20 protein-coding genes are annotated in these 24,256 nt (G+C 73.3%); 13 read left to right on the top strand and 7 right to left on the bottom strand.

Annotated features, from left to right (window positions below):
* Nucleotides 1-128: 128 nt before the first annotated feature.
* A complete protein-coding gene (locus P3T41_RS27655) occupies nt 129-593 on the bottom strand; it encodes a DUF5709 domain-containing protein (protein ID WP_280693239.1) in 465 nt (154 codons plus the stop codon).
* Between the two features lie 500 nt (nt 594-1,093).
* Between P3T41_RS27655 and P3T41_RS27650 the strand changes: the two genes are divergently transcribed.
* From P3T41_RS27650 to P3T41_RS27620, 7 genes are all read left to right on the top strand, one after another.
* Nucleotides 1,094-1,360 (top strand): helix-turn-helix transcriptional regulator, encoded by a 267-nt coding sequence (locus P3T41_RS27650; protein WP_280693238.1) that lies wholly within the window; start codon nt 1,094-1,096, stop codon nt 1,358-1,360.
* Between the two features lie 379 nt (nt 1,361-1,739).
* Entirely contained in the window at nt 1,740-2,873 is a 1,134-nt protein-coding gene (locus P3T41_RS27645) for a hypothetical protein (protein ID WP_280693237.1), read from the top strand.
* Between the two features lie 3 nt (nt 2,874-2,876).
* Nucleotides 2,877-3,713, top strand: coding sequence for an acyltransferase domain-containing protein (locus P3T41_RS27640; protein WP_280693236.1), 837 nt, complete (start codon nt 2,877-2,879; stop codon nt 3,711-3,713).
* Nucleotides 3,714-3,718: 5 nt separating this feature from the next.
* Nucleotides 3,719-7,399, top strand: coding sequence for a type I polyketide synthase (locus P3T41_RS27635; protein WP_280693235.1), 3,681 nt, complete (start codon nt 3,719-3,721; stop codon nt 7,397-7,399).
* Between the two features lie 13 nt (nt 7,400-7,412).
* The gene (locus P3T41_RS27630; RefSeq protein ID WP_280693234.1) at nt 7,413-8,771 is read left to right on the top strand and encodes an MATE family efflux transporter; all 1,359 of its coding nucleotides are present in this window, start codon (nt 7,413-7,415) and stop codon (nt 8,769-8,771) included.
* Entirely contained in the window at nt 8,759-10,240 is a 1,482-nt protein-coding gene (locus P3T41_RS27625; protein WP_280693233.1) for a condensation domain-containing protein, read from the top strand. Before P3T41_RS27630 ends, P3T41_RS27625 begins: the two co-directional genes overlap by 13 nt.
* 96 nt (nt 10,241-10,336) lie before the next feature.
* Nucleotides 10,337-11,197: a YhjD/YihY/BrkB family envelope integrity protein gene (locus tag P3T41_RS27620; RefSeq protein WP_280693232.1), complete on the top strand. Its 861-nt coding sequence runs from the start codon at nt 10,337-10,339 to the stop codon at nt 11,195-11,197.
* A gap of 9 nt (nt 11,198-11,206) precedes the next feature.
* Here P3T41_RS27620 and P3T41_RS27615 read toward each other — a convergent pair whose 3' ends face one another.
* The 3 genes from P3T41_RS27615 to P3T41_RS27605 all read right to left on the bottom strand — a co-directional run bounded on the left by P3T41_RS27615 (nt 11,207) and on the right by P3T41_RS27605 (nt 13,353).
* Nucleotides 11,207-11,773 (bottom strand): TetR/AcrR family transcriptional regulator, encoded by a 567-nt coding sequence (locus tag P3T41_RS27615; RefSeq protein ID WP_280693231.1) that lies wholly within the window; start codon nt 11,771-11,773, stop codon nt 11,207-11,209.
* 102 nt (nt 11,774-11,875) lie between these two features.
* The gene (locus tag P3T41_RS27610; protein ID WP_280693230.1) at nt 11,876-13,144 is read right to left on the bottom strand and encodes an MFS transporter; all 1,269 of its coding nucleotides are present in this window, start codon (nt 13,142-13,144) and stop codon (nt 11,876-11,878) included.
* Nucleotides 13,141-13,353, bottom strand: coding sequence for a hypothetical protein (locus P3T41_RS27605; protein WP_280693229.1), 213 nt, complete (start codon nt 13,351-13,353; stop codon nt 13,141-13,143). The genes P3T41_RS27610 and P3T41_RS27605 overlap by 4 nt, the downstream gene beginning before the upstream one ends.
* A 219-nt stretch (nt 13,354-13,572) precedes the next feature.
* On the opposite strand from P3T41_RS27605, the gene P3T41_RS27600 reads away from it, so the two are divergent.
* The 3 genes from P3T41_RS27600 to P3T41_RS27590 are packed head-to-tail and all read left to right on the top strand — an operon-like array spanning nt 13,573 to nt 16,780.
* Nucleotides 13,573-14,481: a DMT family transporter gene (locus tag P3T41_RS27600; protein WP_280693228.1), complete on the top strand. Its 909-nt coding sequence runs from the start codon at nt 13,573-13,575 to the stop codon at nt 14,479-14,481.
* 38 nt (nt 14,482-14,519) lie between these two features.
* A complete protein-coding gene (locus P3T41_RS27595) occupies nt 14,520-15,395 on the top strand; it encodes a MoxR family ATPase (RefSeq protein WP_280693227.1) in 876 nt (291 codons plus the stop codon).
* Nucleotides 15,392-16,780, top strand: a complete 1,389-nt coding sequence (locus tag P3T41_RS27590) for a VWA domain-containing protein (RefSeq protein WP_280693226.1) — start codon at nt 15,392-15,394, stop codon at nt 16,778-16,780. Before P3T41_RS27595 ends, P3T41_RS27590 begins: the two co-directional genes overlap by 4 nt.
* Here P3T41_RS27590 and P3T41_RS27585 read toward each other — a convergent pair.
* Nucleotides 16,758-17,654 (bottom strand): LysR family transcriptional regulator, encoded by an 897-nt coding sequence (locus P3T41_RS27585; protein WP_280693225.1) that lies wholly within the window; start codon nt 17,652-17,654, stop codon nt 16,758-16,760. The two genes, P3T41_RS27590 and P3T41_RS27585, sit on opposite strands and share 23 nt — an antisense overlap.
* Nucleotides 17,655-17,779: 125 nt before the next feature.
* Between P3T41_RS27585 and P3T41_RS27580 the strand changes: the two genes are divergently transcribed.
* Nucleotides 17,780-18,157 (top strand): nuclear transport factor 2 family protein, encoded by a 378-nt coding sequence (locus P3T41_RS27580; protein WP_280693224.1) that lies wholly within the window; start codon nt 17,780-17,782, stop codon nt 18,155-18,157.
* A 44-nt stretch (nt 18,158-18,201) separates the two neighbouring features.
* Here P3T41_RS27580 and P3T41_RS27575 read toward each other — a convergent pair whose 3' ends face one another.
* Nucleotides 18,202-20,103 carry a galactose oxidase early set domain-containing protein gene (locus tag P3T41_RS27575; protein ID WP_280693223.1) on the bottom strand — a complete coding sequence of 634 codons (1,902 nt, stop codon included), beginning with the start codon at nt 20,101-20,103 and terminating at the stop codon, nt 18,202-18,204.
* Nucleotides 20,104-20,245: 142 nt separating this feature from the next.
* Between P3T41_RS27575 and P3T41_RS27570 the strand changes: the two genes are divergently transcribed.
* The gene (locus P3T41_RS27570) at nt 20,246-22,597 is read left to right on the top strand and encodes a Dyp-type peroxidase (protein ID WP_280693222.1); all 2,352 of its coding nucleotides are present in this window, start codon (nt 20,246-20,248) and stop codon (nt 22,595-22,597) included.
* Here the strand turns inward: P3T41_RS27570 and P3T41_RS27565 are convergent.
* The gene (locus tag P3T41_RS27565; RefSeq protein ID WP_280693221.1) at nt 22,581-22,715 is read right to left on the bottom strand and encodes a hypothetical protein; all 135 of its coding nucleotides are present in this window, start codon (nt 22,713-22,715) and stop codon (nt 22,581-22,583) included. The genes P3T41_RS27570 and P3T41_RS27565 overlap by 17 nt on opposite strands.
* 75 nt (nt 22,716-22,790) lie before the next feature.
* Between P3T41_RS27565 and P3T41_RS27560 the strand changes: the two genes are divergently transcribed.
* Entirely contained in the window at nt 22,791-24,236 is a 1,446-nt protein-coding gene (locus P3T41_RS27560) for an MFS transporter (RefSeq protein ID WP_280693220.1), read from the top strand.
* Nucleotides 24,237-24,256: the final 20 nt, after the last annotated feature.

The following is a 24,256-nucleotide window of genomic DNA, read 5'->3' as shown; positions in this document are numbered from 1 at the left end:
CCCCGCGCGGCGTTGTACCCCCCCCGCGGGGCGGGTGGGGGGGGGGGGGCCCCCCCTGCGCGCGGCGGCCGCCGCCCCGCGGCGGGTCCCCGGGGGGGGCCCCGTCGACGTCAGGCAGTCGGTCGGCGTCAGTCGGCGTACTTGTACGTTTCGGGATCGTCCGTGGTGTACATCGCGGCCTCCTCCGCCGAGGCCGCGCCGCCGGAGATGCCCCGGTCGTCCGCGATCTGCTCGGTGCGCGCGCCGTCGCAGGCGATCAGCCGGCCGGTGCGGGTCTCCCCCGCCTCGGAGTCGACCGGCTCCGCGTCGGTGCCGTAGGTGTCGCCGATCCCGTCGCCGTCCGGCGTCACGATCTCGGGCAGTTCGGCGGCCAACCGCCGATCCAGGCTCTCCCCGTCGTGCTGCTCGGCCGCCGTGGTGCCGTAGCGGTTCACCGCGACCGGGCGGTCCAGCGGCGCGTAGCCCTCGTCCAGGGCCGAGTCCAGGCCCCGGTCGATCAGGGTGTCCTCCGGCTCCAACGGGCCGATGTCGTCCTGCACCTCGGAGCCGTCCGGTTGGTACACCTGGTCGCCCATCAACGTCTCCTCCGACATGAGCTCCTCCTTACCGGATCAAGGCCCGCACCGGCGCCACATGCCCAGCGTGGACCTTCGCCCAGCGGATCGCAGCCCGAAGCGGGCGGCGGGCACCGGGAATTCCTGCCGGACGGGGTTGAGAACCAGCCAAAACACCCGACGACCGCCGGGGCGGAACTGGCGGGCGGCCAATCGTGGGAACAGAGTGACGGAGCTTCCGCAAGACACCGCGACGCACTCCCGGACGCAATAGCACGGCCAGGCCGAAAAGGGATCAAGCCGACCTTGACTCACCCGGGGGGATCGCGCCATCCTCGTGCGGAGGGCGGTCTCCGTTTTATCGACAGAGCCGCCCTCTCGATACGCCCGGACACCTTTTCGCCGGACACCCTCCGTCGTCGAAGTCGCCGCAGATAAGCGGAAGGCCATAAATGCGCCTGGAAAATGCTGAATCGGACAGCGGCAACCGCTGCGTATGCAGCACCGGGAGACTCAGAGGGCGGGAGCTCGCGCCCACGTTGGCCGCGCTGGTGCGGCTGTCGGAGCGGGAGCGCGAGGTCCTGCTGCTGATCGCCTCGGCCTACAGCGACGCGGAGATCGCCACCGAGCTGTTCATCAGCCATCGCACCGTGCGGGCGCATGTCAGCTCGATCTTCGACAAGCTCGCGCTCGGCAGCCGGGTCGAGGCGGCGGTGGTCGGCACCTACGGCCTGCTGGGCTGCGTGCATGTCACCGAGACCCTGCGGCCTGCCAGCGCCCGGCTGCCGGTCCTCGATCTCGTCTGATGCCGGCCCCGGCCCGCGTGCGGGGCCGGGGCCGGGGCCGCAGCGCGACACGGCGGGCCAGGACTGTCAGAAGTGACGATGACGACTGTCTGACATAGCCATGACGATAGATCCGGCCCAAGTCGGCCGAGTCCGCGTCCCAGCTGAAAGCGAACCCGAGTACAGGTTTCGCCTCCCAGTCGCCGTCCGAGTTCCGCGCGCCACCGACCGCTCCCGACCGCTCCCGACCACGCTCGACCGGGCCCGCGGCATTTCTCCGTGCCATTTCCCGCCCGGCGCCCGGCGCGCCATTTCCGGTTCAGCGCACCAGCCCGGATCCCCGCGATTCGAGCAATTCCCCGCACCGCCCGGCCAATGCCCGACGACCCCTGGGTGAACAATGCGCACACTGCTGCTGTTCGACGGTCTCGGCGGTTCCTGCGCCGAACTGATCACGGAACTGCGCAACCTGTCCGCACAACCGGAGAACCGCGCTTTCTTCACCGTCGTGTCCGAGGCGGTGGAGACCACGCTCGACCATGTCGGCAGCGCCGCGTACCAGGAGCAGCTGCCCGCCGGAGTGCCGCTGCGGGCCTGGCTGCGCGCACCCACCGCCCCGGCCACGGCGCCGGCCGACTCGATCAGCGCGGGCGTCTGCACCCACGCGCTCCAGCTCTGCCGGCTCCAGCCGACCGGCCGGGTCGCGCCGCCCGTCGAGCATCGCGAGGTGGTCGGCGCGCTCGGCCTGAGTCTGGGCCTGCAGGCGGCGATCGTCGCGGGCCTCGGCGCGCGCCGACCCGACGCCTTCCTCGACCTGTGTGCCCGGTCCATGCGGCTGGTCGTCCTCGCCCTGGTCCGAGCCCAGCAGCTGACCCGGGCGGACACCGTCGACCCGGAGCTGGTGCGCCGATACCTGCACGACCGGCCACAGGCCCACCGCCCCGCGCCCATGGCCTCGGTCACCGGCGTCGGGCGCGGCGTGCTGGCCGCGGCCGTCACCCGGCACAACGTGCGGGCCGATCCGGCGGGCACCGCACCGGCCGTCGAGGTCGGGCTGGTCGCCTCGCCACAGACCCAACTGCTCAGCGGCCGGACCCAGGACCTGCTGGACTTCCACTTCCGGCACGAGCGGTTCCTCGCCGAGGCGGGCGCGAGGTGGAGCTTCCTGCGCAACACGCTGCCGTTCCACAGCACCCGGCTGGCACCCGCGCTGCACCGCGAGGAGCGCGACCGCGGCTTCCTCGGGGCCGGGCCGAGCGGCGCGCAGCTCAGGTTTCCGGTCCAGGCCACCGACGCGCCCCGCAATCTGCAGGAATCGGCGGACCTGGACGCCGAGTTCACCAGCCTGATGCTGGTGCGCCCGGTGGACTGGCCGGCCGCCGTGGCCCAGGCGATGGCCGCGTACGCACCCGAACGGGCCGTCGATTTCGGCCCCGGCCCCGCCGCGCGGATGTTCACCCGCGACTGCCTGCGCCCCGCGGGCCGCAGGCTGCGGTTCGACTCCGGCCCGCGGGCCTCGTTGCAAGGAAGGTGACCGATGCACTGCCTACTCTTCCCCGGGCAAGGCGTCCAGCGCCGCGGGATGGGCGCCGGGCTGTTCGAGGAGTTCGGCGAGCTCACCGCGGCCGCGAACGCCGTACTCGGATACTCCGTCGAGGAGTTGTGCCTGCGTGACGAGCAGCGCCGGCTGCGCGACACCCGCTACGCCCAGCCGGCCGTCTTCTTCGTCAACGCGCTGCTCGGCCGCAAGCTGCTGGCGGAGCGTCCCGGTGCCTACGACCGCCTCGCCGGGCACAGCCTGGGCGAGTACAACGCGCTGGTGCTCGCCGGCTGCCTGGACCTGCTGGACGCGCTGGTGCTGGTGCGGCGGCGCGCCGAGTTGATGGCGCAGGTGACCGGCGGCGGGATGGCCGCGGTGGTCGGCGTGCCGGGCGTGCTGGTGGAACGGGCGCTGCGGGAGACCCAGCTCTCCAAGGTGTACATCGCCAACCGGAACGCCGACCTGCAGACCACCATCGCGGGCGACAGCGCGGAACTGCTGGTCGCCACCAAGGCGATGGCGACGCTGCCCGGCGCCCGGGTGGTCCGGGTCAACGTCAGCGGGCCGTTCCACACACCGCTGATGGAGCCGGTCGAGGCCGCGCTCGCCGAGCTGCTGCGCGGGTGCGCGTTCACGGCCGGGCAGCTGCCGGTGCACTCCAGCGTCACCGGCGAGCTCTTCGACCCGGCCGACGCGGTCGACCTGCTGAGCCGTCAGGTCTCCACGCCGGTGGAGTGGATCCGCACGGTGCGCGGCCTGCGCGCGGCGGGGGTCTCCCGCTTCGACGAAGTCAACGGGCGGACCCTGCTGCCCCTCACGGAAGGAATCCGCTGACTCCCATGAGCGCAGCGCACGCAAGCACGGACATCGCCGTGATCGGCATCGGCATCGACCTCCCGGGCGCCCGCGACCTCGCGGCGTACTGGCGGATCATCAGCTCCGGTAGCAGCCTGACCCGGCCGTTCCCCGCCGACCGGGGCCGCCGACTGGCGGAGTACGTCCGCTTTGCGCGGGCGACGACCGTCGAGCCGGTCACCGACCCCGAGGTCGACTACTACGACGGCTGCTACCTCGACGAGGTCGACGGCTTCGACTACGCCGTCTTCGGGATGAACCCCAAGCAGGCCGCCACCACCGACCCGCACCAGCGGCTCGCACTGCGCACCATGTACCGCGCACTGGAGGACGCCGGGCACACCGGCGAGCGGGCGCGCGGCAGCCGGACCGGCGTCTTCGTCGGGTTCGCCACCAACCCGGGCTCCACGTACCTGGATTACGTCTGCCGGATCGACCCGGCGCTCGCCCAGCTCGCGCTCACCGGCAACATCCCCACCATGATGGCCAATCGGCTCTCGCACGTGCTGGACCTGCGCGGCCCCAGCCTGGTGGTCGACACCGCCTGCTCCGCCTCGCTGGTCGCCGTCCACCAGGCCAAGAACGCGCTCCTGGTGGGAGATTGCGACCTGGCCGTGGTCGGCGGCGCCCGGATCGTCTTCGCGCCGGTCAAGCACCCGCACACCAGGATCGGCATCGAGGCGGCCGACGGCATCACCCGCACCTTCGACGAGTCCGCCGACGGCGCCGGCTTCGGCGAAGGCGCGGGTGCGGTGGTGCTCAAACGGCTGGCCGAGGCCGAGGCCGACGGGGACCGGATCCATGCCGTGATCAAGGGCAGCGCGGTGAACCACGACGGCCGCACCGAGGGGATCACCAACCCCGACTCCGACTCGCAGGCGGAACTGCTGCTCGCCGCCTGGCGCGACGCGGGCGTCGACCCGCGCAGCATCGGCTACATCGAGGCGCACGGGACGGCGACCAGCGTCGGGGATCCGGTCGAGTACGAGGGCCTGCGACGCGCGTTCGCCCGGCACACCGCCGACCCGCAGTTCTGCGCGGTGGGCGCGGTGAAGGCCAACATCGGCCACCTCTTCGAGAGTTCGGGGGTGGTGGGGCTGATCAAGGCCGCCCTCACGGTGAAGTACCGCACCATCCCGCCGCTGGCCAACTTCAAGGTGGCCAACCCGAAGATCGACTTCGCGGCCGGCCCGCTCTACGTGCCGACCTCCGCCCGGCCCTGGGCGGCGGCCGGCCCCCGGCGCAGCGGCGTCAGCGCGTTCGGCCTCGGCGGCACCAACGCCCATGTGGTCCTGGAGGAGTACCTCGCGCCGGCCGTGCCGCCCGCCGCGCCCGGCCCGCAGCTCTTCACGCTCAGCGCGGCCACCCCGGCTTCGCTCTCCCGGCTGGTGCTGAGGTACCTCGCGTTCATCGACCAAGGCGGCCTGGCCGGGGTCGAGTTCGCCGACGCCTGCCACACCGTCCGGGTGTCGCGCGCCGGGCACCGCCACCGGCTCGCGGTGATCGCCGACGGCGTCGCGCAGCTGCGCGCGGGGCTGGCGGAGAGCGCCGAGGGGACCCTGACCGACCGCGGCGCCCGGGCCGATGCCGAACTCGTCACCGCGGCCACCTCCTGGCTGGCCGGCGGCCCGCTGGACCCGCCGCCCGGGGCGGACTCCCGCACCCCGCGGATCGTCGACCTGCCCGGCTACGAGTACGACGACACCAGCTGCTGGGTCGACTTCCCGCCGGATTGGCGGGCCAAGCTCTCGGTCGCGCCGGTCGAGCGGCACCCGGTCACCCACGCCGTCGAGTTCCGTCCGGCGCCCGAGCCCGCCGCCCCGACGACGCCGGTGCGGATGCTCGCGCTGGTCGGCCCCGACGGCGCGGCGCACACCGCGCTCACCGCGGCGGCCGGCGCCCACGAGCTGCGCGTGCTGCGGCTGGCCGATCAGGCGGCCCAGGCGCCGAGCGCCGCGGACCCCGACCGCTTCACGCTGGACGCCGAGTCCCTCGACCGGGTCGCCCAACTGGTCCTGGACCACGAGTACACCCATGTGGTGCACGCGCTCTGCTTCGAGCGCGGCCCGGCCGAGGACGTGGCCGAGCTCGACCGCCGGGTGCGGGCGAACCTGTACAGCCTCTTCCAGCTGGCCAAGTCCCTGATGACGCACGGCGTGAAGGCCACCCTGGTGGTGCTGAGCCGCCAGGCCCTGCCCACCGAGCAGGGCGAGGCCTGCGCCGTCGAGAACTCGGCGGCGGTGGGGCTGGCCAAGGTGGTCACCCGCGAGTACCCGTACCTCGGGACCATGGTGGTCGACATCGACGACGCCGTGCCCGCCACGGCGCTGGGCGGCCAACTCGTCTCGCCTCAGCTCGGGGTGTTCGCGCTGCGCGGCGACCGGCGGCTGCGCGAGGTCTTCGCCGAGCTGCCCGAACTCGCACGAACCGACGCCGGGCGGACCGGCGTTGAGCGAACCGACGCCGACGAGCCCACCGGGACCGCGCCCCCCGGCTACCTCAAGCCGGGCGGCGTCTACCTGGTCACCGGCGGCACCGGCGCGCTCGGCCTCGCGGTCGCCCGCTTCTTCGCCGAGTCGCGCACCGACCTCACCCTGGTGCTGCTCAGCCGCTCCGGCCTGCCGCCGCGCGAGGAATGGCCCATCGTGCTCGCCGCGGGCCCGGACCGGCATCCGATGGCGGCACGGGTCAGGGCGGTCGAGGAGCTGCTGGCGCTGGGCGCCACCGTGGAGGTGCGCCGCACCGACACCGGCGACCCCACCGCGCTGGCCGCCACGATGGCCGAACTGCTGGCGCGGTACGGGCGGATCGACGGCATCGTGCACGCCGCCGGCCTACCCGGCGAGAGCAGCCTGCTGTTCCGCGAACCGGCCGACTTCGAGGCGGTGGTGCGCCCGAAGCTGCACGGCGCGTTCGTCCTCGACCAGGCCACCCGGGGCAACCGGCCCGACTTCATCGTGCACTTCTCCTCGGTCGCCGCCGTCTTCCCGGCCCCCGGACAGGGCGACTACGCGGCCGCCAACTACTACCTGGACGCGCTGGCCGGCGCCAACGCCGACGAGCACTGCCACGTGCTCGCCCTCGACTGGGTCGCCTGGAAGGAGATCGGCATGGCAGTGGACTACGGGACCAGCGGCGACACCATGTTCAAGGGCCTGCGCACCACGACCGCCCTGTCGATCATGGACGCCGCGTTGCGGTCCGGCCGCAGCCGCGTCTTCGCCGGCGAGACCAACTACGGCGGCGAGCTGGTCCACCTGCTCGGTTCGTACGACGTCGCGCTGGCACCCGAGGTCGAGGCCAAGGTGCGGACCGCCGTCGCCGCCGCCGAGGGCCGGCTGCGCCAGGCCGCCGAGCGGATCAAGCGCACCGTCGACGCGGTCACCGTCGAGCTCACCGGGCGCCCGGACGGCGCCTACTCGCCGGTGGAGCGCACGGTCGCCCGCTGCCTGGCCCAGGCCTTCGGCTACCCGGCGCTGGACCTGGAGGACGACTTCTTCGACCTGGGCGGGGACTCGATCATGGCCGCCTCGGTCGCCGGCACCATCTCGGCCTGCCTGGACGTCCGGTTCGACGTGGCCGACCTGCTCGCCGACCGGACCATCGCCGAGATCGCCTACCACATCGAGTCGTCGGGCGACCTGCTCGCCGACGCCGGTGCCTAGCCCGGGACACCCGGTGGCGGACCTGACCCAGGGCCCCGTGCTCTCCCGGATCGTCGGCTTCGCCCTGCCGCTGACCGTGGCCGACCTGCTGCAACAGGGCTACCTGCTGGTCGACAGCATCATCGTCGGACGCTACGTCGGCATCGACGGCCTCGCCGCCGTCGGTGCCGGGCAGCCGCTGTTCTACCTGATGAACGCCATGTTCATCGGCATCGGCACGGCCTTCACCATCCGGCTGGCCCACCTCAAGGGCGCCCGCGACGGCGGCGGGGTGCGCGCGGTGGCCCGGTCGCTGACCCTGTTCAGCGTCGGGTGGAGCATCGGCGGCCTGCTGCTCACCGTGCTGCTGGCCCGCTACGCCTTCGACCTGATCGGCATCCACGGTCAACTGGTCGGGCAGGGCAGGGCGTTCCTGGACACGCTGGCGTTCGGCTTTCCCGCGATCTTCGGCAGCGCGGCGGTCAGCGCCTTCCTGCGCGGTCTCGGCGCCGCCCGGGCCGCGATGTGGATCCAGGGCCTGGGCAGCGTGGTGAACGCCGCGCTGGCCTGGTACTTCGTCGCCGGGCTGCGCCTGGGGGTGGCGGGCGCGGCGCTGGCCACGGTCAGCGCCGCGACGCTGGCCCTCGCGGCGGGCGCGCTGCACATCCGCCGCGCCCACCCGCTGGGGCCACGCGACGCCGCCCCCGCCGTCCGGCGCGAGCTCACCGACGCGCTGCGGCTCGGCGCCCCGCTGGCGATCCAGCACATCGGGCTGGCGCTCGGCATCATGGTGCTGGTCTGGATCATCGCGCGGTTCGGCGCGGTCTGCCTGGCCGCCTTCACCGTGGTGGCCAGGCTCGAGCTGTTCACCTCGCTGCTCTTCCTCGACCTGTCCGGCGGTCTGTGCGCGTTCGTCGCGCAGAACCTGGGGGCCGGCCGAACCGACCGCAACCGCACCGGACTTCGGCAGACCGTGCTGCTCACCCTGGCCCTCACCGCGGTCGTCTCGGCAGTCGTGCTGCTGGCCCGCGCCCCGATCGCGGGCCTGTTCACCGAGGACCCGCGCGCCCGGGAGCTGACGGCCCGTTACATCCTGATCACCTACCCGTTCTTCGCCTGCTACACCGTCATGGTCGTGGTGCACGGCTACCTCAACGGCGCCCGGCGCACCGCCGTGCCGCTGATCTGCACCGTGCTCGCCTTCCTGCTGACCCAGGTCCCGGCCGCCTACCTGCTGCACGGACCGCTCGGGATCGACGGCGTGATGTGGGCGGTCGTGCTGGGCTGGGGCGTCGGCCTGGCCTACACCCTGACCTCGGTGCGCCGGCTGCTGCTTCCCGCCGCGCCGCCGCCGGCCGCCCGGGCCGAGGAGGTTGCCACATGGGCGAAGTGACGATCCGTCAGATCTCCCTCGGCGGCGGCCGGGCCCGCACCGCGCCGCTCGCCTGGGGCCAGCGCACCACCTGGGACGACATGGGCCGCTTCCTGCCGGAGGTGAAGGCCTTCTTCGTGCTGTCCCGGCGGGTCCCGGTGCCGGCCGGCCTCGGCGCGGACGCGGTGGTCGACGGGCTGCGCGTGCTGCTGGAACGTCACGAGTCGCTGCGCAGCCGGTACCACCGGGCCCCGGGCGCCGCGGTGGTGCAGGAGGTGCTGCCCGAGGGCCGGGTGCCGCTCACCGTGATCGACTGGACGCCCGCGGACGGCGAGCCCTTCGAGGCCGCCGTCGAGCGGGCGCAGCAGGCCGTCGTCACCCGGCGGATCGACCACGCGAGCGAACCGCCCGTGCTGCTCACCCTGCTGACCCGGGCCGGCGCGCCGGCGCTGGTCGTCCTCGGGGTCTCGCACGTCGCCGCCGACGCGCGGGCCGTCGACCTGCTGATGGCCGAACTCGCCGGACTGCTCGACGCCACGGCGGCGGGCGCGCCCGCTCCGCCGCCGTGGACCCGGTGGCAGCCGGCCGACCAGGCCGCCTACGAGCAGTCGCCGGCGGGGATGCTGCGCAACGCGGCGGCGCTGCACCGGCTGCGCGAGCAACTGGCGGCCGCCGCCCCCGGAGCCTTCCCCGCGCCGGTGCCGCCGGTGACGCCGCCTGGCCACCCGCGCTACCTCTGCGGCCGCCTGGAGTCGGCCGCCGTCCCGCTGGCCCTGCGGGTGCTCGCCCGCCGCCACCGCACCAGCACCTCGGCCGTGCTGCTCGCCGCCACCGCCGCCCTCGCCCGCGCGCTCACCGGCACCGAGCGCCACACCTTCGCCCTGGTTGCGGCGGGCCGCACCGACCCGGCCGCGCAGTACGCCATCACCAGCCTGAGCCAGACCGGCTGGGCCACCCTGGACACCGGCGTGGCGAGCTTCGCCGAGCTCACCGCGACCGCCGCCACCGCCCTCGCCGACACCGCCCGGCACTGCCTGCACGACCCCCGGGCGGCCCGCACGCTGATCCACGACCTGCAGCGGCGCAGCGCCGCACCGCTCGAGCTGGGCTGCCGCTTCAACGACATGTGGGCGTGGACCAGGAAGCAGCCGGTCCACGCGTTGCCCGACCAGCGGGCCGTCCGGGCCGCCACCGCCGGCACCCGGCTCGACTGGCCCGCCGACCAGGCCACCGACAACGACCGGATCACCCTCTCCGTCAACATCTACGGCACCGCCGAGCGCATCGTCATCGAGGCCCTGGCCGACACCCATCGGCTGCCCCGGTCACGGCTGGGCGACCTGCTGCGCGGCTACGAGCGTCTGCTGGTGGAGCTGGTCACCCGCGAGGTGGCCCCGGCCGAGGTGGCCGAGCTGCTGGCCGCCGACTTGGCCGAGCAACCTGAGCGACCCGGCGGCCGTGCGGGCGAAATCACCGTTCCTGGCGCATGACCCGACCGGTACCGGGGATGCGGTCACCAGGAAGGTGGTCGAGATGGGCAGGCAGTCGAGCACGCCCCCGCGGTCGGCGGGCCGCGGGTGCCATCGATGAACGGCGCCCGCGACGCCGCACGCGGACGGATCGCCGGGCTGCTCGACGGCCACCTGCTGGTGAGCTTCTGGCACGGCCTGCGGGCATGCGCCACCGAGCTGTGGCACCGGGGGCGCGAGGTCGAGCTGCTGCAACGCTCGATGGCCTTCGCGGCGCTCTACTTCGTCACCCTGGTGCCGCTGCTGGTGGTGATCGCCGCCGCCTCGCCCACCCGGGGCGACGGGATCACCGGCTGGATCACCGACGGCCTGGGCCTGACCACCCGCGGCACCGAGGCGGTCAGCGCGCTCTTCGCCTCCCAGCACGAGGTGCTCAGCACCACCACCGGATTCGGCCTGGCCGCGCTCGCCGTCTTCGGCCTGTCGCTGATGGCCTCGATGCAGACCGCCTACGAGCGGATCTGGCAGCTGCCGCGCGGCCGCTGGCACACGGTCTGGCGGCAGGCGGTCGGCCTTGCCGGTCTGATCGCCTACATCATGATCGCCGCCTGGAGCGGGGCCCCGTGGAGCCGCAGCGACGCGCAGCCCAGCCTGCGGATCGCCGCCACGGTGCTCGGCGGCGCGCTGCTCTTCTGGTGGCTGCAGCGCCTGCTGCTGGGCGGCCGGGTCCCGTGGCGCACGCTGCTGCCGGGCGCGCTGTCCACCATGGCCGCGCTGGCGGGGCTGCGCTTCTTCTCCCGGCTGGTCTTCGCGCCGCTGCTGGTCTCCAACGCCGTCTCCTACGGCACGGTCGGCACGGTGCTGGTGGTCCAGTCCTGGCTGATCGGGGTGGGCTTCACCGTCTACGGCGGCGCGCTCTTCGGGCGCGCGCTGAACAGCCGGTTCGGCTGGGGCGAGGACATCAGCACGGGGAGCTGAGCCCGCCGCTCAGCGCGCCCGCGCCGCCGTGCGCAGCCCGTCCAGGTGCAGCTCCAGGTGCCGGCGCCAGGCGCCGGGCGCCACCGCGTCGCCGGCGTCCACGATGCCGCGCAGCGCCCAGGCGGTCGTCTGGACGTCGGCGAGTGCCACGTCGGGCCGGATCCGGCCGTGCCGCTGGGCCCGCGCCAGCAGCTCGCCGAGCAGCACCCGCAGCTGTTCGGTCTGCTCGGGCTGCGGGCGGCCGAAGACCTTGTCGGCGTAGCCGCGGTGGTCGGCGAAGGACTGGCCGAGGATCGCCAGGAAACGTTCCAGGCCACTGCCGTCGGTACGCTCCAGCTCGCACCGGGCCGCCTCGATCAGCTCGTCCAGGATCAGCCGGACCAGCTCGTCGAGCAGGTTCTCCTTGTTCGGGAAGTGCCGGTAGAGGGTGCCGACGCCGACCCCGGCCCGCGAGGCGATCAGCTCCATGCTGGCGCCGGAGCCGTACTCGGACATCACCGCCCGGGCGGCGTCGATCACCAGCCGGTGGTTGCGCACGGCATCCCGCCGCACGGTCCGCGTCCCGCTCTCCCGCACGGTGGTCCCTCCTCCTGGCGCGCCCGACATCCCCGCAGGTCATGAAGTCCCCGCAGGTCATGAAGTCTAGGTCGGCCGGGCGCGAAGCCGGCACGACCGGTGCTACTCCGGCTTGTCGCCGACCAGGGTGCCGCCGGCCACCAGCCCGGCCTGGGGGTGGGCGGGCTCGTCGGCGGGCAGCTCGGCACCGCCGCCCACGGTGCGGGAGCGCCCCGTCACCGGGATCAGCAGCGCCGCCGCGGCGGCCACCAGCAGCGCGCCGCCCAGCATGGCGAAGCCGTTGGTGTACCCGGCCTCGCGCGGCAGCCCGCCCGGGCCGGGGTGCGAGGTGACCACGCTGGCCATCAGCGCCGCGCCGACCGAACCGCCGATGGTGCGGATGTTGGCGTTCATACCGCTGGCGACACCGGTCTGCTCGGCCGGGACGGCCGACACGATCAGGCTGGACATGGCCGCGAAGGCGAGGCCGAAGCCGACGCCCATCACGCCGGTGCCGACGTACACCTGCCAGGCGTGCTGGTGCGCGTAGGCGAAGATCACCATCGCCAGCATGCCGACCAGGCAGCCGAGCAGCACCACGGTCTTGGCGCCGATCCGGCGGGCCAGGCCGCCGGCGGCGGTGCCGACCAGGAACATCGTGACGGTGGCGGGCAGCAGCATCAGCCCGGAGCGGGTGATGTCGGCCCCGAAGCCGTAGCCGGCCACCGTCGGGGTCTGCACGAACTCCGGCAGGAAGGCGAAGACGGCGTACATGCCGACGCCGATCAGCAGCGCGACCAGGTTGTTGGTCCACACCGCGGGCAGCCGCATCATGTCCATGTCGATCAGCGGCGCGGCCGCCCGTCGCTCGCTCCACACCCAGACCACGGCCAACACCAGCGCCGCGACCAGCAGCCCGATCACCTTGCCCGAGCCCCAGCCCCACTCGGGCGCCTCGCTGAGCGCCACCAGCAGCGCGACCAGCCAGGCCGAGAGCAGCAGCGCGGGCAGCCAGCTGATCCGCCCCGGGGTGCGCACCGGCGACGGCGGCACCAGGAAGAAGGCCGCGACGGCCGCGACGATGGTGAGGATCATCGGCAGCCAGAAGAGCCAGTGCCAGTCCAGCGCGTCGACGATCGGCCCGGCCAGCACGATGCCCAGGCCCGCGCCGACCGCGCTGAGCGAGGCGATGGTGCCGACCGCGCCGGAGACCTTCTCCCGGGGGTACTCGTCACGCACGATGCCGAAGGCGAGCGGCAGCACGCCGCCGCCGATCCCCTGCACCGCCCGGGCGACGATCATCAGCTGCACGTTGCCGGCCAGCGCCGCCAGCAGCGAGCCGAGGGCGAGCGCGATCAGCGTGCCGACGAAGACCCGCTCCTTGCCGATCATATCCGGCCCATGATCGGGGTGAAGATCGAGGCGGACAGCAGGTAGGCGGTCAGCACCCAGGTCACGGTGGACTGGTTGGTGTGCAGGTTGGCCTGGATCGTCGGCAGCACCGGCGTCACCAGGGACTGCAGCAGGGCGTACGCGGCGACGCCGGCGGCGAGGACGGCGAAGGTGACTTGGTGGTGGGTGCGCGGCGCTGGGGACGCCATCGGAGCCTCCGGGAAATCGTGCGGTGAAACGGAACGGCCATTCCGATACGGGCTCACCCTAGCCGTTCAGGAATGACCATTCCGTTTTCTTTGCCGAGCTGTGACCGGACTCGAAATCGCCCCGTCCGAAGCGATCACTCGTGGCAAGGTGAGAAGTGTGATCGGCGGCGCGCCCCGGGCGCCTTCGCCGACCCGCGACCACCCGGCGTCTGGAGGCCCATGAACACCCCGCTGGCCGTGCTCTTCGCGCTGCTCACCACGGTGTTCAACGCGCTCGCCACGGTGCTGCAGCGCAAGGCCGCCGGGCGGGTGCCGCTGCGCGGGCTGGGCCGGGGGCTGTTTCCGGCGCTGCTGCGGCAGCGGGTCTGGCTGGCCGGCATGGTCGCGGTGGCCGCCGCCGCCTGCTGCCAGGCGCTGGCGCTGGCCAACGGCCCGCTCTCGATCGTCCAGCCGATCTTCGTCCTGGAGCTGCTGATCGCGCTGCTGCTGGCCGGCGTCATCCTGCGCCGTCCGCTGCCGCCCAGGACCTGGCCGGCCGCCGTCTGGGTCACCGCGGGCCTGAGCGTGGCGCTCTGGGCGGCGGCACCCAGCGGTGACGGCGCACCGGCCGGGTTCGGCCGCTGGCTGCTGGCCACGGTCAGCTGCCTGGGCCTGGTGGCGCTGCTGGTCGCGGTGGGGGCGCGGCGCGGCGCCGGCGCGGTCCGGGCGGCCAGCCTGGCCCTGGCCGCGGCGCTCTGCTACGCACTGACCGCGGCGATGCTCAAGGCCTCGGCACTGGCCTGGCAGCGCGGCGGGCTGACCGCCTTCCTGACGGTGTGGCAGACCTACGGCTTCGCGCTGGCCGGGATACTGGCCCTGTTCCTGCTGGAGAACGCGCTGCAGTCCGGGATGCTGGTCTTCTCCCAGCCCGCGCTGACCCTCGGCGACGCCTGCGCCAGCGTCGCACTCGGCGTGACGCTGTTCGGCGAGCGGATCCGCACCGGCGGCTGGCTGGCGGTGGAGCTCGCGGGCGCCGCGGCCGTCGCGGTCGGCGTGGTGCTGCTCAGCCAGGCCGCCACCGCACAGGAACGCGCGGCGGGCGGGCCGGACTCGCCACTGCGGCCGACGCAGGCGCCTACCAACCGGTAGGGTTTTCGCACACGGCGGCGCGGGGCGGGAGTTGACGTATGGACGAGCAGCGGGAGACGGGCTTCTTCGACTCGGTCGAGGAGGTGTCGGACCGGCTGGCCGAGGTCGGTTACCTGGCCTCCACCGCGGTGGCGACCACGGTCTTCCTGGCCGACCGGCTGGGCAAGCCGCTGCTGGTCGAGGGCCCTGCCGGGGTCGGCAAGACCGAACTGGCCAAGGCGGTGGCCGCGGTGGCCGGCGCCCGGCTGGTGCGGTTGCAGTGCTACGAGGGTGTCGACGAGTCCCGCGCGCTCTACGAGTGGAACCACGCCAAGCAGTTGCTGCGGATCACCGCCGGGCGCGAGGAGAGCTGGGAGCAGGCCAGGACCGACATCTTCGGCGAGGAGTTCCTGCTCCCCCGCCCGCTGCTGACCGCGATCCGCGGCAGCGAGCCGACCGTGCTGCTGATCGACGAGACCGACAAGGCCGACGTCGAGGTGGAGGGCCTGCTCCTGGAGGTGCTCAGCGACTTCCAGGTGACGGTCCCGGAGCTGGGCACCATCACCGCCGAGCGCCGCCCCTTCGTGCTGCTCACCTCGAACGCGAGCCGGGAGCTCTCCGAGGCGCTGCGCCGGCGCTGCCTCTTCCTGCACCTCGACTTCCCCGACCCGGAGTTGGAGGTCCGGATCGTCCGCTCCCGGGTGCCGGGGCTGGACCAGGTGCTGGCCGAGTCGGTGGTCGCGGCGGTCGGCGCGCTGCGGGCGATGGAACTGCGCAAGGCGCCGTCGGTGGCCGAGACCATCGACTGGGCCCGCACGCTGCTGGCGCTCGGCGCCGACACACTGGACGACGCGGTGGTCCGGCGCAGCCTCGGCGTGATCCTCAAGCACCAGGAGGACCTGCGCCGGGCCGCCGAGAAGCTGACCCTGGTATGAGCTCCGTCGCCGCGCGGCTCACCTCGTTCGTCCAGGCGCTGCGGGCGAACGCCCTGCGGGTGGGCCCGGCCGAGACGGTGGACGCCGCCCAGGTGCTCGCCGTGCTCGGCCTGGCCGACCGGGAGCGGCTGCGCGAAGGGCTGGCCGCCGCCCTGCTGCGCGCGCACGGCCAGCGGTCGGTCTTCGACGCCACCTTCGACCTCTACTTCCCCAGCCGGGTCGGCGAGCCGGAAGTCGCCCAGCGGAGGGAGGAGCTGACGGTCGAGGAGCTGCGCGAGCAGTTGGCCGCGGCGCTCGCGGCCGGGGACAGCGCGGCCATGGCGCAACTGGCCGCGTTGGCCGTGGGGGCGCTCGGCGCGTTCGGCCAGGCGCCCGACGCACCGGGCACACCCGGCGCGGGCGGCTGGTCGGCGCACCAGACGCTGGACCGGCTGCGCCCGCAGATCCTGCTGGCCCGGGTGCTCGCCGCGCTGCGCGAGGGCCGGGGCGGGGCCCGGCCGAGCGAGCTCACCGAGCGGATCGAGCCGGACGAGATCCGCCGCCGGATCGAGGCCTTCCGCACCCTGGTCGCCACCGAGGCCCGCCGGCGCAGCGCCGAACTGCGCGGCACCGACGAGATCGCCCGCCGGGCGGTGGCGCCCAGCGTCGAGCAGATCGACTTCCTGTTCGCGGGTCGCGAGCAACTGGCCGAGCTGCGCCGGGCCGTGCGACCGCTCTCGCGCAAGCTGGCCACCCGCCTGGCGGCCCACCGGCGCCGCGCGGCCCGCGGGCGGATCGACGTGCGCCGCACGGTGCGGCGCTCCTTGGGCACCGGCGGGGTGCCGCTGCGACCCGCCTACCGGCGCCGCCGCCCGCAGCGGCCCGAACTGGTGCTGCTCTGCGACGTCTCCAGCTCGGTCGCCGGGTTCTCGGACTTCACCATGCTGCTGGTCCAGGCACTGCGCGAGGAGTTCAGCCGGGTACGGGTGTTCGCCTTCGTCAACCGGATCGACGAGGTGACCGAGCTGCTCGGGCCGGGCGGCGGCGACCCGGGCGAGCTGGCCCGGCGGATCCTGGCCGAGGCCACCGTGCTCGGCTACCACCCCTACAGCGACTACGGCTCGGCGCTCGGCGAGTTCCTGGAGCGCTACCGGGAGGCGGTCGGCCCGCGCAGCTCGGTGCTGATCCTGGGCGACGCGCGCAACAACAACCGCGACCCCAACCTGCCGGCCCTGCGCCAACTGGCCCGGCAGTCCCGCCGGGTGCACTGGCTCAACCCCGAGCCGCCCGCCTCCTGGTCCACCGGCGACTCGGCGGCCCTCGCCTACGCGGGCGTGGTCGCCATGCACCCCTGCCGAAACGCCCGCCAGCTGGGCGAGTTGATCACCCGTCTGCTGCCGCTGTGAGCGCCCACCGGGTCGCGAAGGCCCGGAAGCGCCGCCCCGCCGCCGAGGCCGGCCGGTCCGCGTGCCAGGTCAGGCCCAGGCCCCGGCAGGCCTCCTGCTCGGCGAGCGGGACCAGCCGGACGCCGCGGTGGCCCACCAGCCCGTCACCCGCCGGCAGCACCGCCAGGCCCAGCCCCGCGCCGACCATGCCGCGGATGGTGGCGACCTCCCCGGCTTCCAGCACCACCGAGGCGGTCACCCCGGCCCGGTGGAAGAGCTGACAGGTGATCTGCCGCAGGCCGAGCGCCTCGCGCATGATGATGAACCGCTCCCCCGCCAGCTCGGCCAGCCGCACCACCGACCGCTCCGCCAGCGGATGCCGGGCCGGGACCGCCAGCGCCAGCCGCTCCTCACGCAGCGGCAGCCACTGCCAGCCCGGCCCTTCGGGGCGCGGCCCGGTGACGGCCAGTTCGGCCGATCCGTCCTGGAGCAGATCCAGCACGCCCGCCGCGGACTCCTGGTGCAGGGCGAAGGCGGCGCCCGGCGAATCCCGCTGGTAGGCGCCGAGCAGTTCGGGCACCAGCCAGCCGCCGAGCGAGTGCGCGAAGGCCAGCCGCAGGGTCTGCTCAGCGGGGTCGAGCAGCGCGGCGATCCGGTCCTGCGCGGTGTCCAGCTCGGCCAGCGCCCGGCGTACGTGGCGCCGGTAGACCCGCCCGTAGTCGTTGAGCCGCAGCCGGTGCCGGTCGCGGTCGAACAGCGGGGTGCCGAGCCGCCGTTCCAGCCGGACGATGGCCCGCGAGAGGGTCGGCTGCGAGGTGCCGACCAGCGCGGCCGCGTCGGTGACGTGCTCGGTCTCGGCCACCGCGAGGAACCAGCGCAGCTCGTCGATGCTCACCCCGGCATTATGCACGCCACGCATGATCCGCGGCTCGGCACGGCATTTCCGGTACCCGCGCGGGGCGGGAAGACTGACGGCCACGGGCGCCCGACCTCACACACCGTCAAATCCGGAGGAACCTGATGTCCGACAGGACCACCCTGGCCGAGAACTTCCGCATCGGCCTGCGGAGCGCCGACTGGTCGCTGATCCGCTCGCTGCTCACCGAGGACTGCCACTGGACGCTGCCCGGCGACAACCGGATCTCCGGCCAGGTGCACGGGGCCGACGCGGTGATCGAGCGGCTGCGCCTGATCGCGGGCTACGGCGTCCACTTCGACTTCCAGCGCGTGCTGTTCAGCCGAGACAACCTGGCGCTCTCGCTGCACAACACCGCCGAGCGGGACGGCCGGGTGCTGGACGAGTACCTGGCCACCGTCTGCTTCCTCGACGGGAACCGGATCCGGGCGATCGAGACCTACCTGTCGGACGTCCCGGGGATGAACGCGTTCTTCGTCTGACACCCGGCGGTGCGGGGCGCCACCCGGCGCCCCGCACGGTCGGCTCAGAGCTGGCCGCCGCCGGTGGCGGGTTCCAGCTTCACCCACTTCGCCACGCTGGGCACGCCGGTCGCGTCGAGCAGGAAGAGCATGTAGTACCCGGGCGGCGCGGCCGCCGCCAGCAGCGGCGTCTGCAGCGTGAGCTGGTTGCCGCTGCGCCCGGTGATCTGCACCTCGATGTGCCGCTGGCTGGTGTCCACCGAGTGGGTGGAGGTGATCGGCGAGAGCAGGACGGCCCGGGTGACCCGGTCCGGGGTGGAGGTGGTCACCTTGAAGGAACTGTTGTACTGCAGCCCGCCGGTGGGCGCCGAGTCCAGTGCCGGGCGGCTGCCGGTCTGCAGGTACCAGGGCTCGTAGATCTCGAAGGTGCCCGGGTTGCCAGCCGCCGTGTCCGGGTTGTCGGCGATCTGCTGCAGCTCGTCGCCGGTGACGGCGACCCGCCCGTCGGGGAGGATCACCGCGTTGGAGTGGTAGCCGCGCGGCAGCCGCTGCACCGGGCCGAGCCGCCAGTTGCCCTGGGCGTCGCGGACCTCGGTCTGACGGTACTTCAGGTCGCCGTTGGGGTTGAGCGGGCCGTTGCCGTAGTCGCGGATGTCGTAGGCGCCGTTGACGGTGAAGAGCGTGCCGTCCGGCATGATCAGGGTGTCGTCCTGGGTGCGGCCGAACGCCCGCGGCTTCTCGGTGCTCCACTTGCCGCCGGAGAAGAGGTAGGTGTTCGGGTCGTCCCGGTTGCCGCCGAGCAGCAGCATCGAGTCGGGGCCCCGGAAGCCGCCGGGCAGGGCCACCGCGGAGCCGTAGTTGCGCTGCGCGGGGTCGGGGCGCGCCGGCAGGTCGGTGCGGGTCTCGGCCTTGGGGTCGAACTTCCACTGCTCCTTGGCGGTGCGCCCGAAGCCGTAGATCTTGCCGTCGTTCATCGAGAAGAGCTGCGGGTAGTCGGTGCTGAACGGCGCGTCGGCGCCGAACCGGTCCACGGCGGAGACCGGCACCTGGTTGGGACTCAACGGCACGGACACCGACTTGGCCGGGAAGCGCTCCACCACCGGAGTGGGCCAGCCCCAGCCGACCTCGCTCTGCCCGGACATGATCAGCTGTCGGCCGTCCTCGCCGGTCACCACGCTCGGGTACCAACGGCCCACCGACATGTCGGGGTTGCGGGTCCACTGCTCCTTCCAGGGATCGAAGACCAGCGAGAGCTTGGCCCCGGTGCCGAAGGTGCCGCCGAAGTTGCCGCCGAAGACACCGAGCATCCCGTTGGGCAGGAAGGAGTGCCCGGCGCAGAAGAACGGCGCGGGGCGGGTGGCGCCGGAACCGTCGTCCAGCGTGACCGACGGCGGCGGGACGGACTTGAAGGCGCTCGCCCCGGTCCCGGCGCTCGGATCCCAGAGGTAGGCGCGGCCGCGGTTGTCCGCGCCGATGGTCATGGTCGGCGCGGGCTCGGTGGTCGGGTCGGTGGTGATCGGCTCGAACGAGAAGATCAGCACCTTGCCGGTCGGCAGCATGGCGATGTGGTCGCCGTAGTCCAGCGAGGGGAAGTAGTCGGTGAACTTGCCGAACACCTTCGGGTCGAACGCGCCGTTGAGCGTCTGCTGGGTGTCGCGCAGCAGGTTGTAGCGGGCGGTGCGGACCGACTGCGGGTAGGGCGCGTTGGCCCGTCTGCCGTTCTGCGCGGCCCGGTACTCCAGCCGGACCCAGGCACGGTACTGCGCCTCGTCAGGCCCGAGCGCGGCCAGTTCGTCCGGCCGGACCTCGGCCTTGACCTGCTCGGCGGTGAACGTGCCCTGGGCCGGTACGGCGGGATCGGCCAGTGGGGCGGCGAGCACGGTGGTGGTGGCCAGCGCGGAGACGACCGCGCAGGCCGAGAGCACGGCCGCCGCCCGGGCCAACCGGGGCGAGGTGGATCGGGACATGGGACTCCCAAGAGCTAGTGACGGAGTGTTACGAAGCGCATGGATGACGGCCTGTCATCCTGGCACTGTTCGCGTACGCATCGTAACCTTATGATCACGCTCAGCGACAGCAGCAGAGCGGCCCCGCCGACCTGGAGACCGCATGACGACCGACGTCCAGCCCACTCCCCAGCAGCCGACCGCCCGTCAGCCCACCGACCTGTTCCTGCGCGAGAGCGAGGAGATCCAGGGCGACATCCTGGCCGGGTTCAAGAAGGACCAGATGGTCCTGCTCTTCCTACGCTTCGAGGACGGCACGCAGGCCCGCACCTGGCTGCGCCGCCTGACCCCGCGGATCGCCACCACCCGCCAGGTGGCGGCCTTCAACAAGGCCTACAGCGAAGCCCGCAAGCAGTCCGGCGGCGATCCGCAGGGCCTCAAGGCCACCTGGCTGAACGTCAGTTTCAGCTACCAGGGCCTGGCCGCGCTGACCGGCAAGGACCCCTACCCCGATCAGCCCGCGAACACCACGCTCGGCGCGTTCAAGCAAGGCCCGGCCGTCCGCCACGAGTTGCTCGGCGACATCGGCGACAGCAACCCCGACAAGTGGTACTTCGGCAACCACACGGAACGGCAGGCCGTCCACGCGGTGCTCACCATCGCCTCCGACTCGGTGGCGGAACTGGCCAGCGCCGTGGCCGAACAGCGCGAGAGCGCCTCGGAGTTCCGGATCACCGTGCTCTTCCAGCAGGACTGCGCGACGCTCAAGGGCAGCCGCCGGGGCAAGGAGCACTTCGGGTTCAAGGACGGCGTCAGCGAGCCGGGGGTGCACGGATTCGACGAGGAGGACCCGAAGCGGGCCGGCTGGGTCAAGGACCACCCGGGCACCCGGCTGATCAAGTTCGGCGAGTTCATCGCCGGTTACCCGGACCAGCAGGTGACCCGCGCCGGCTTCACGCCGCCCGGCCCGATCGTGCTGCCCGCCTGGGCGACCAACGGCTCGTTCCAGGTGGTGCGCCGGCTCGGCCAGGACGTGCCGGGCTGGTGGGCCCAGGTGGGTGCCCAGCTCCAGGTCCTGAAGAAGGCCAAGGCGGTGGACGAGAACACCACGGTGGAGTGGCTGGCCTCGCGGATGGTGGGCCGCTGGCGCTCCGGCACCCCCGTCGCCAAGTGCCCCGAGGCCGACCGGCCGTTCAACACGGTGGCCGCCAACGACAACGACATCAGCTTCCGCGACGACCCCGACGGCACGCTCACCCCGCTCTTCTCGCACCTGCGCAAGACCAATCCGCGCGACGGCCTGCGCGAGAGCCGCACCGCCGAGCCGTTCGACGAGGATCCGATCATGGACCGGCGCCGGATCATCCGGCGCGGCAGCCCGTACGGCCACCCCTTCGATCCCACTGTCGAGGGACCCGGCGGTGCCGACGAGAAGCGCGGCCTGCTCTTCGTCAGCTACCAGGTGGACCTGATCTCGCAGTTCGAGTTCATCCAGCAGTCCTGGATCGACGCCCCCGACTTCCCGCCCAACCGGGGTGACGCGAACGGGAACGGCAGGACGGGTCCGGACGGCATGGTCGGCCTCGACGGCACCCTGACCTGGGAGCGCGCCGACGGCAAGGAGCCCGTGCCGCTGGGTTTCCACCGCTTCGTGCAGACCGAGGGCTCGGTGTACGCCTTCGTGCCCTCGCTCTCCACCCTCAGGTCGCTCAGCGAGGGCAAGCTGCCGGACACGGAGCGGGTGGAGCCCGGCCGGCCGGTCGACACCTTCCTGCCGATCCCCGACCTGCAGCGCCGCAACGGCAAGAGCCTGTACTACGCGTTCCGCACCCTCGGGGCCGCCCAGCAGTACCGGATCATCTCGATCGCCGACGGCAGCCGGCACGCCGACGCCCTGGAGAAGCCCGACCAGCCGCTCTCCGCCTGGAAGTCGCTGAACGGGGTGACCAACATCGACCTCTTCCTGCCCTATCCGGACATGCAGCGCAAGGACGGCAAGAGCTGGTTCTGGGTCTTCCACTCGGTCAACGGGCAGCAGCAGTACCGGGTGGTCTCGCTCGCCGAGGGCAACCAGGCCGACGTCATGGAGCGCGGCGACGGCCCGCTCACCCGCTGGCAGTCGCTGAACGGGGTGGCCAAGCTCGACTTCGTGATCCCGGTCCCGGACCGCAACCCCCTGAACGGCCAGAGCTGGTACTGGGTCTTCCACACGCTGAACGGCGAGCAGTTCTTCCGGGTCATCACGATCGACCACAGCACCCGGCACACCGACGTGCTGCAGCGCGAGGACCGCCGGATCTCGCAGTGGCAGGAGGCCTTCAAGAACATCGACCGGGTCACCACCGTCCTGCCGGTGCCCGACGAGCAGCAGCCGACCGGCCTGAGCAGCTACTGGGTCTTCCACCACGACCAGTTCCGGACGATCAGCATCATGGGCGACGACCGCCACGAGGACCGGGTCGTCGTCGAGGACCAGCCGGTGACGAACTGGAAGTCGCTCACCCAGTCACGCTGACCGCCTCTCTCCCGGACACCACCAGCCGGTCGACCAGCGCCTGGTCGGCCGGCTGGCCGCGGTGGACCCGAGGCCCGCCGTCGAACGCGTTTTCGCCGAGCACCACCATCGCGAACATCTCCCCTATCGAATATGTCTGCCAGCGATGTAATCTGAAGCCGATAGATCCGGTCAGCGACAGAACGGTCCACCCATGCCCGTACGCGAGCGCCCGGCCCCGCCGCACCCGGCACCCGGCCTGCGGCTGCGCACGCTGCTCACCACCGAGCGGGCCCGCCCCGACGCCGTCCGGGAGCACCGCTGGGCGTGGCGGCTCGCCGTCGGAACGGTCTGCTTCGGCGCGTTCATGGGCCAGCTGGACGCCAGCATCGTCACGCTCACCTACCAGCCGCTGCGCACCGAGTTCCACAGCACGCCGGCCGGGGTCGAGTGGGTGTCGCTCAGCTACCTGCTGACCCTGGTGGCCTTCCTGGTCCCGGTCGGCCGGATATCCGACGTGCGCGGCCGCAAGCTCATGTACCTGTACGGCTTCGCGGTCTTCACCGCCGCCTCCGCCGCCTGCGGACTGGCCCCCGGGCTGGCCGCACTGGTCGCCTTCCGGGTGGTCCAGGCGGTCGGCGCGGCCATGATGCAGGCCAACAGCGTGGCGCTGGTCACCACCAGCGCCCCACCGGGCCGGATGCGCTCCGCGCTCGGGATCCAGGCGGCCGGGCAGGCGATCGGGCTCGCGCTCGGGCCGACCGTGGGCGGTGCGCTGGTGAGCACCCTGGGGTGGCGCTGGGTCTTCGGGGTCAACGTCCCGATCGGCATCATCGCCCTGGTGGCGGGCCACTACCTGCTGCCGCGCACCCGGCAGTGCGCCACCGGCTCGCGGATCGACGGGCCCGGCGTGCTGCTGCTCGGCGGCTCGACCACCGCCGCGCTGCTCGCGCTCTCGGTCGCCTCCGGGCTCGGCCCGCCGGCCTGGACCGCGCTGCTGCCGGCCGCCGTGGCCGTCGCCGCCGGCTGGGCCTTCCTGCGGCGCCAGCGCCGGTGCGCCAATCCGCTGGTCGACCTCGCGCTGCTGCGCACCGGCCGGCTCGGGCCGGGCCTGCTGGCCGGCCTCTGCGGCTACCTGGTGCTGTTCGGCCCGCTGGTGCTGGTCCCGGTGGAGCTGGCCCGGCGCGGTGGCGGCGCGCTGACCACCGGCCTGGTGCTCACCGCCCTGCCGCTCGGCTTCGCGCTCGCGGCCACCACCGCCGACCGGCTGCTGCCCGGTGCCTGGAGCGACCAGCTGCGCAGCCGGGTGGGCGCGGCCGGCTGCGTGGTCGCGCTGACCCTGCTGACGGTGCTGCCGCCGACCGCCGCCCTGCTACCGCTGTCGCTGGCACTGCTGGGCCTGGCGCTCGGGGTCTTCGTCCCGGCCAACAACACCCTGGTGATGCGGGCGATCCCGACCACCTCGGCGGGCACCGGCGGTGGCATGGTCAACATGACCCGGGGCCTGGGCACCGCGATCGGGGTCGCCGCCGTCACGCTGGCCCTGCACCTGGGCGGCGGCGGCACCGGGGCCCGACTCGCCGCGCTCACCCTGCTGGCCTTCGCGGTCCTCGCCCTCGCCACCACGCTGCCCCGCCGCAGCCGTGCGGCCCAGGTCTGAGGGACCTGGGCCGCACGGGC

The sequence above is a fragment of the Kitasatospora sp. GAS204B genome (assembly GCF_029892155.1).
Taxonomy (GTDB): domain Bacteria; phylum Actinomycetota; class Actinomycetes; order Streptomycetales; family Streptomycetaceae; genus Kitasatospora.
Note: the sequence above shows the minus strand (reverse complement) of the source record. Positions and strands in the feature narration are given on the sequence as shown.

What these genes read in the sequence shown, in the direction of transcription:
- P3T41_RS27655 (WP_280693239.1), bottom strand. Translation starts at nt 593, where the DNA reads ATGTCGGAGGAGACGTTGATGGGCGACCAGGTGTACCAACCGGACGGC.
- P3T41_RS27565 (WP_280693221.1), bottom strand. Translation starts at nt 22,715, where the DNA reads ATGTTCGCGATGGTGGTGCTCGGCGAAAACGCGTTCGACGGCGGGCCT.
- P3T41_RS27580 (WP_280693224.1), top strand. Translation starts at nt 17,780, where the DNA reads ATGTCCGACAGGACCACCCTGGCCGAGAACTTCCGCATCGGCCTGCGG.
- P3T41_RS27600 (WP_280693228.1), top strand. Translation starts at nt 13,573, where the DNA reads ATGAACACCCCGCTGGCCGTGCTCTTCGCGCTGCTCACCACGGTGTTC.
- P3T41_RS27635 (WP_280693235.1), top strand. Translation starts at nt 3,719, where the DNA reads ATGAGCGCAGCGCACGCAAGCACGGACATCGCCGTGATCGGCATCGGC.
- P3T41_RS27645 (WP_280693237.1), top strand. Translation starts at nt 1,740, where the DNA reads ATGCGCACACTGCTGCTGTTCGACGGTCTCGGCGGTTCCTGCGCCGAA.
- P3T41_RS27575 (WP_280693223.1), bottom strand. Translation starts at nt 20,103, where the DNA reads ATGTCCCGATCCACCTCGCCCCGGTTGGCCCGGGCGGCGGCCGTGCTC.
- P3T41_RS27610 (WP_280693230.1), bottom strand. Translation starts at nt 13,144, where the DNA reads ATGATCGGCAAGGAGCGGGTCTTCGTCGGCACGCTGATCGCGCTCGCC.
- P3T41_RS27640 (WP_280693236.1), top strand. Translation starts at nt 2,877, where the DNA reads ATGCACTGCCTACTCTTCCCCGGGCAAGGCGTCCAGCGCCGCGGGATG.
- P3T41_RS27620 (WP_280693232.1), top strand. Translation starts at nt 10,337, where the DNA reads ATGAACGGCGCCCGCGACGCCGCACGCGGACGGATCGCCGGGCTGCTC.
- P3T41_RS27560 (WP_280693220.1), top strand. Translation starts at nt 22,791, where the DNA reads ATGCCCGTACGCGAGCGCCCGGCCCCGCCGCACCCGGCACCCGGCCTG.
- P3T41_RS27605 (WP_280693229.1), bottom strand. Translation starts at nt 13,353, where the DNA reads ATGGCGTCCCCAGCGCCGCGCACCCACCACCAAGTCACCTTCGCCGTC.
- P3T41_RS27595 (WP_280693227.1), top strand. Translation starts at nt 14,520, where the DNA reads ATGGACGAGCAGCGGGAGACGGGCTTCTTCGACTCGGTCGAGGAGGTG.
- P3T41_RS27570 (WP_280693222.1), top strand. Translation starts at nt 20,246, where the DNA reads ATGACGACCGACGTCCAGCCCACTCCCCAGCAGCCGACCGCCCGTCAG.
- P3T41_RS27590 (WP_280693226.1), top strand. Translation starts at nt 15,392, where the DNA reads ATGAGCTCCGTCGCCGCGCGGCTCACCTCGTTCGTCCAGGCGCTGCGG.
- P3T41_RS27625 (WP_280693233.1), top strand. Translation starts at nt 8,759, where the DNA reads ATGGGCGAAGTGACGATCCGTCAGATCTCCCTCGGCGGCGGCCGGGCC.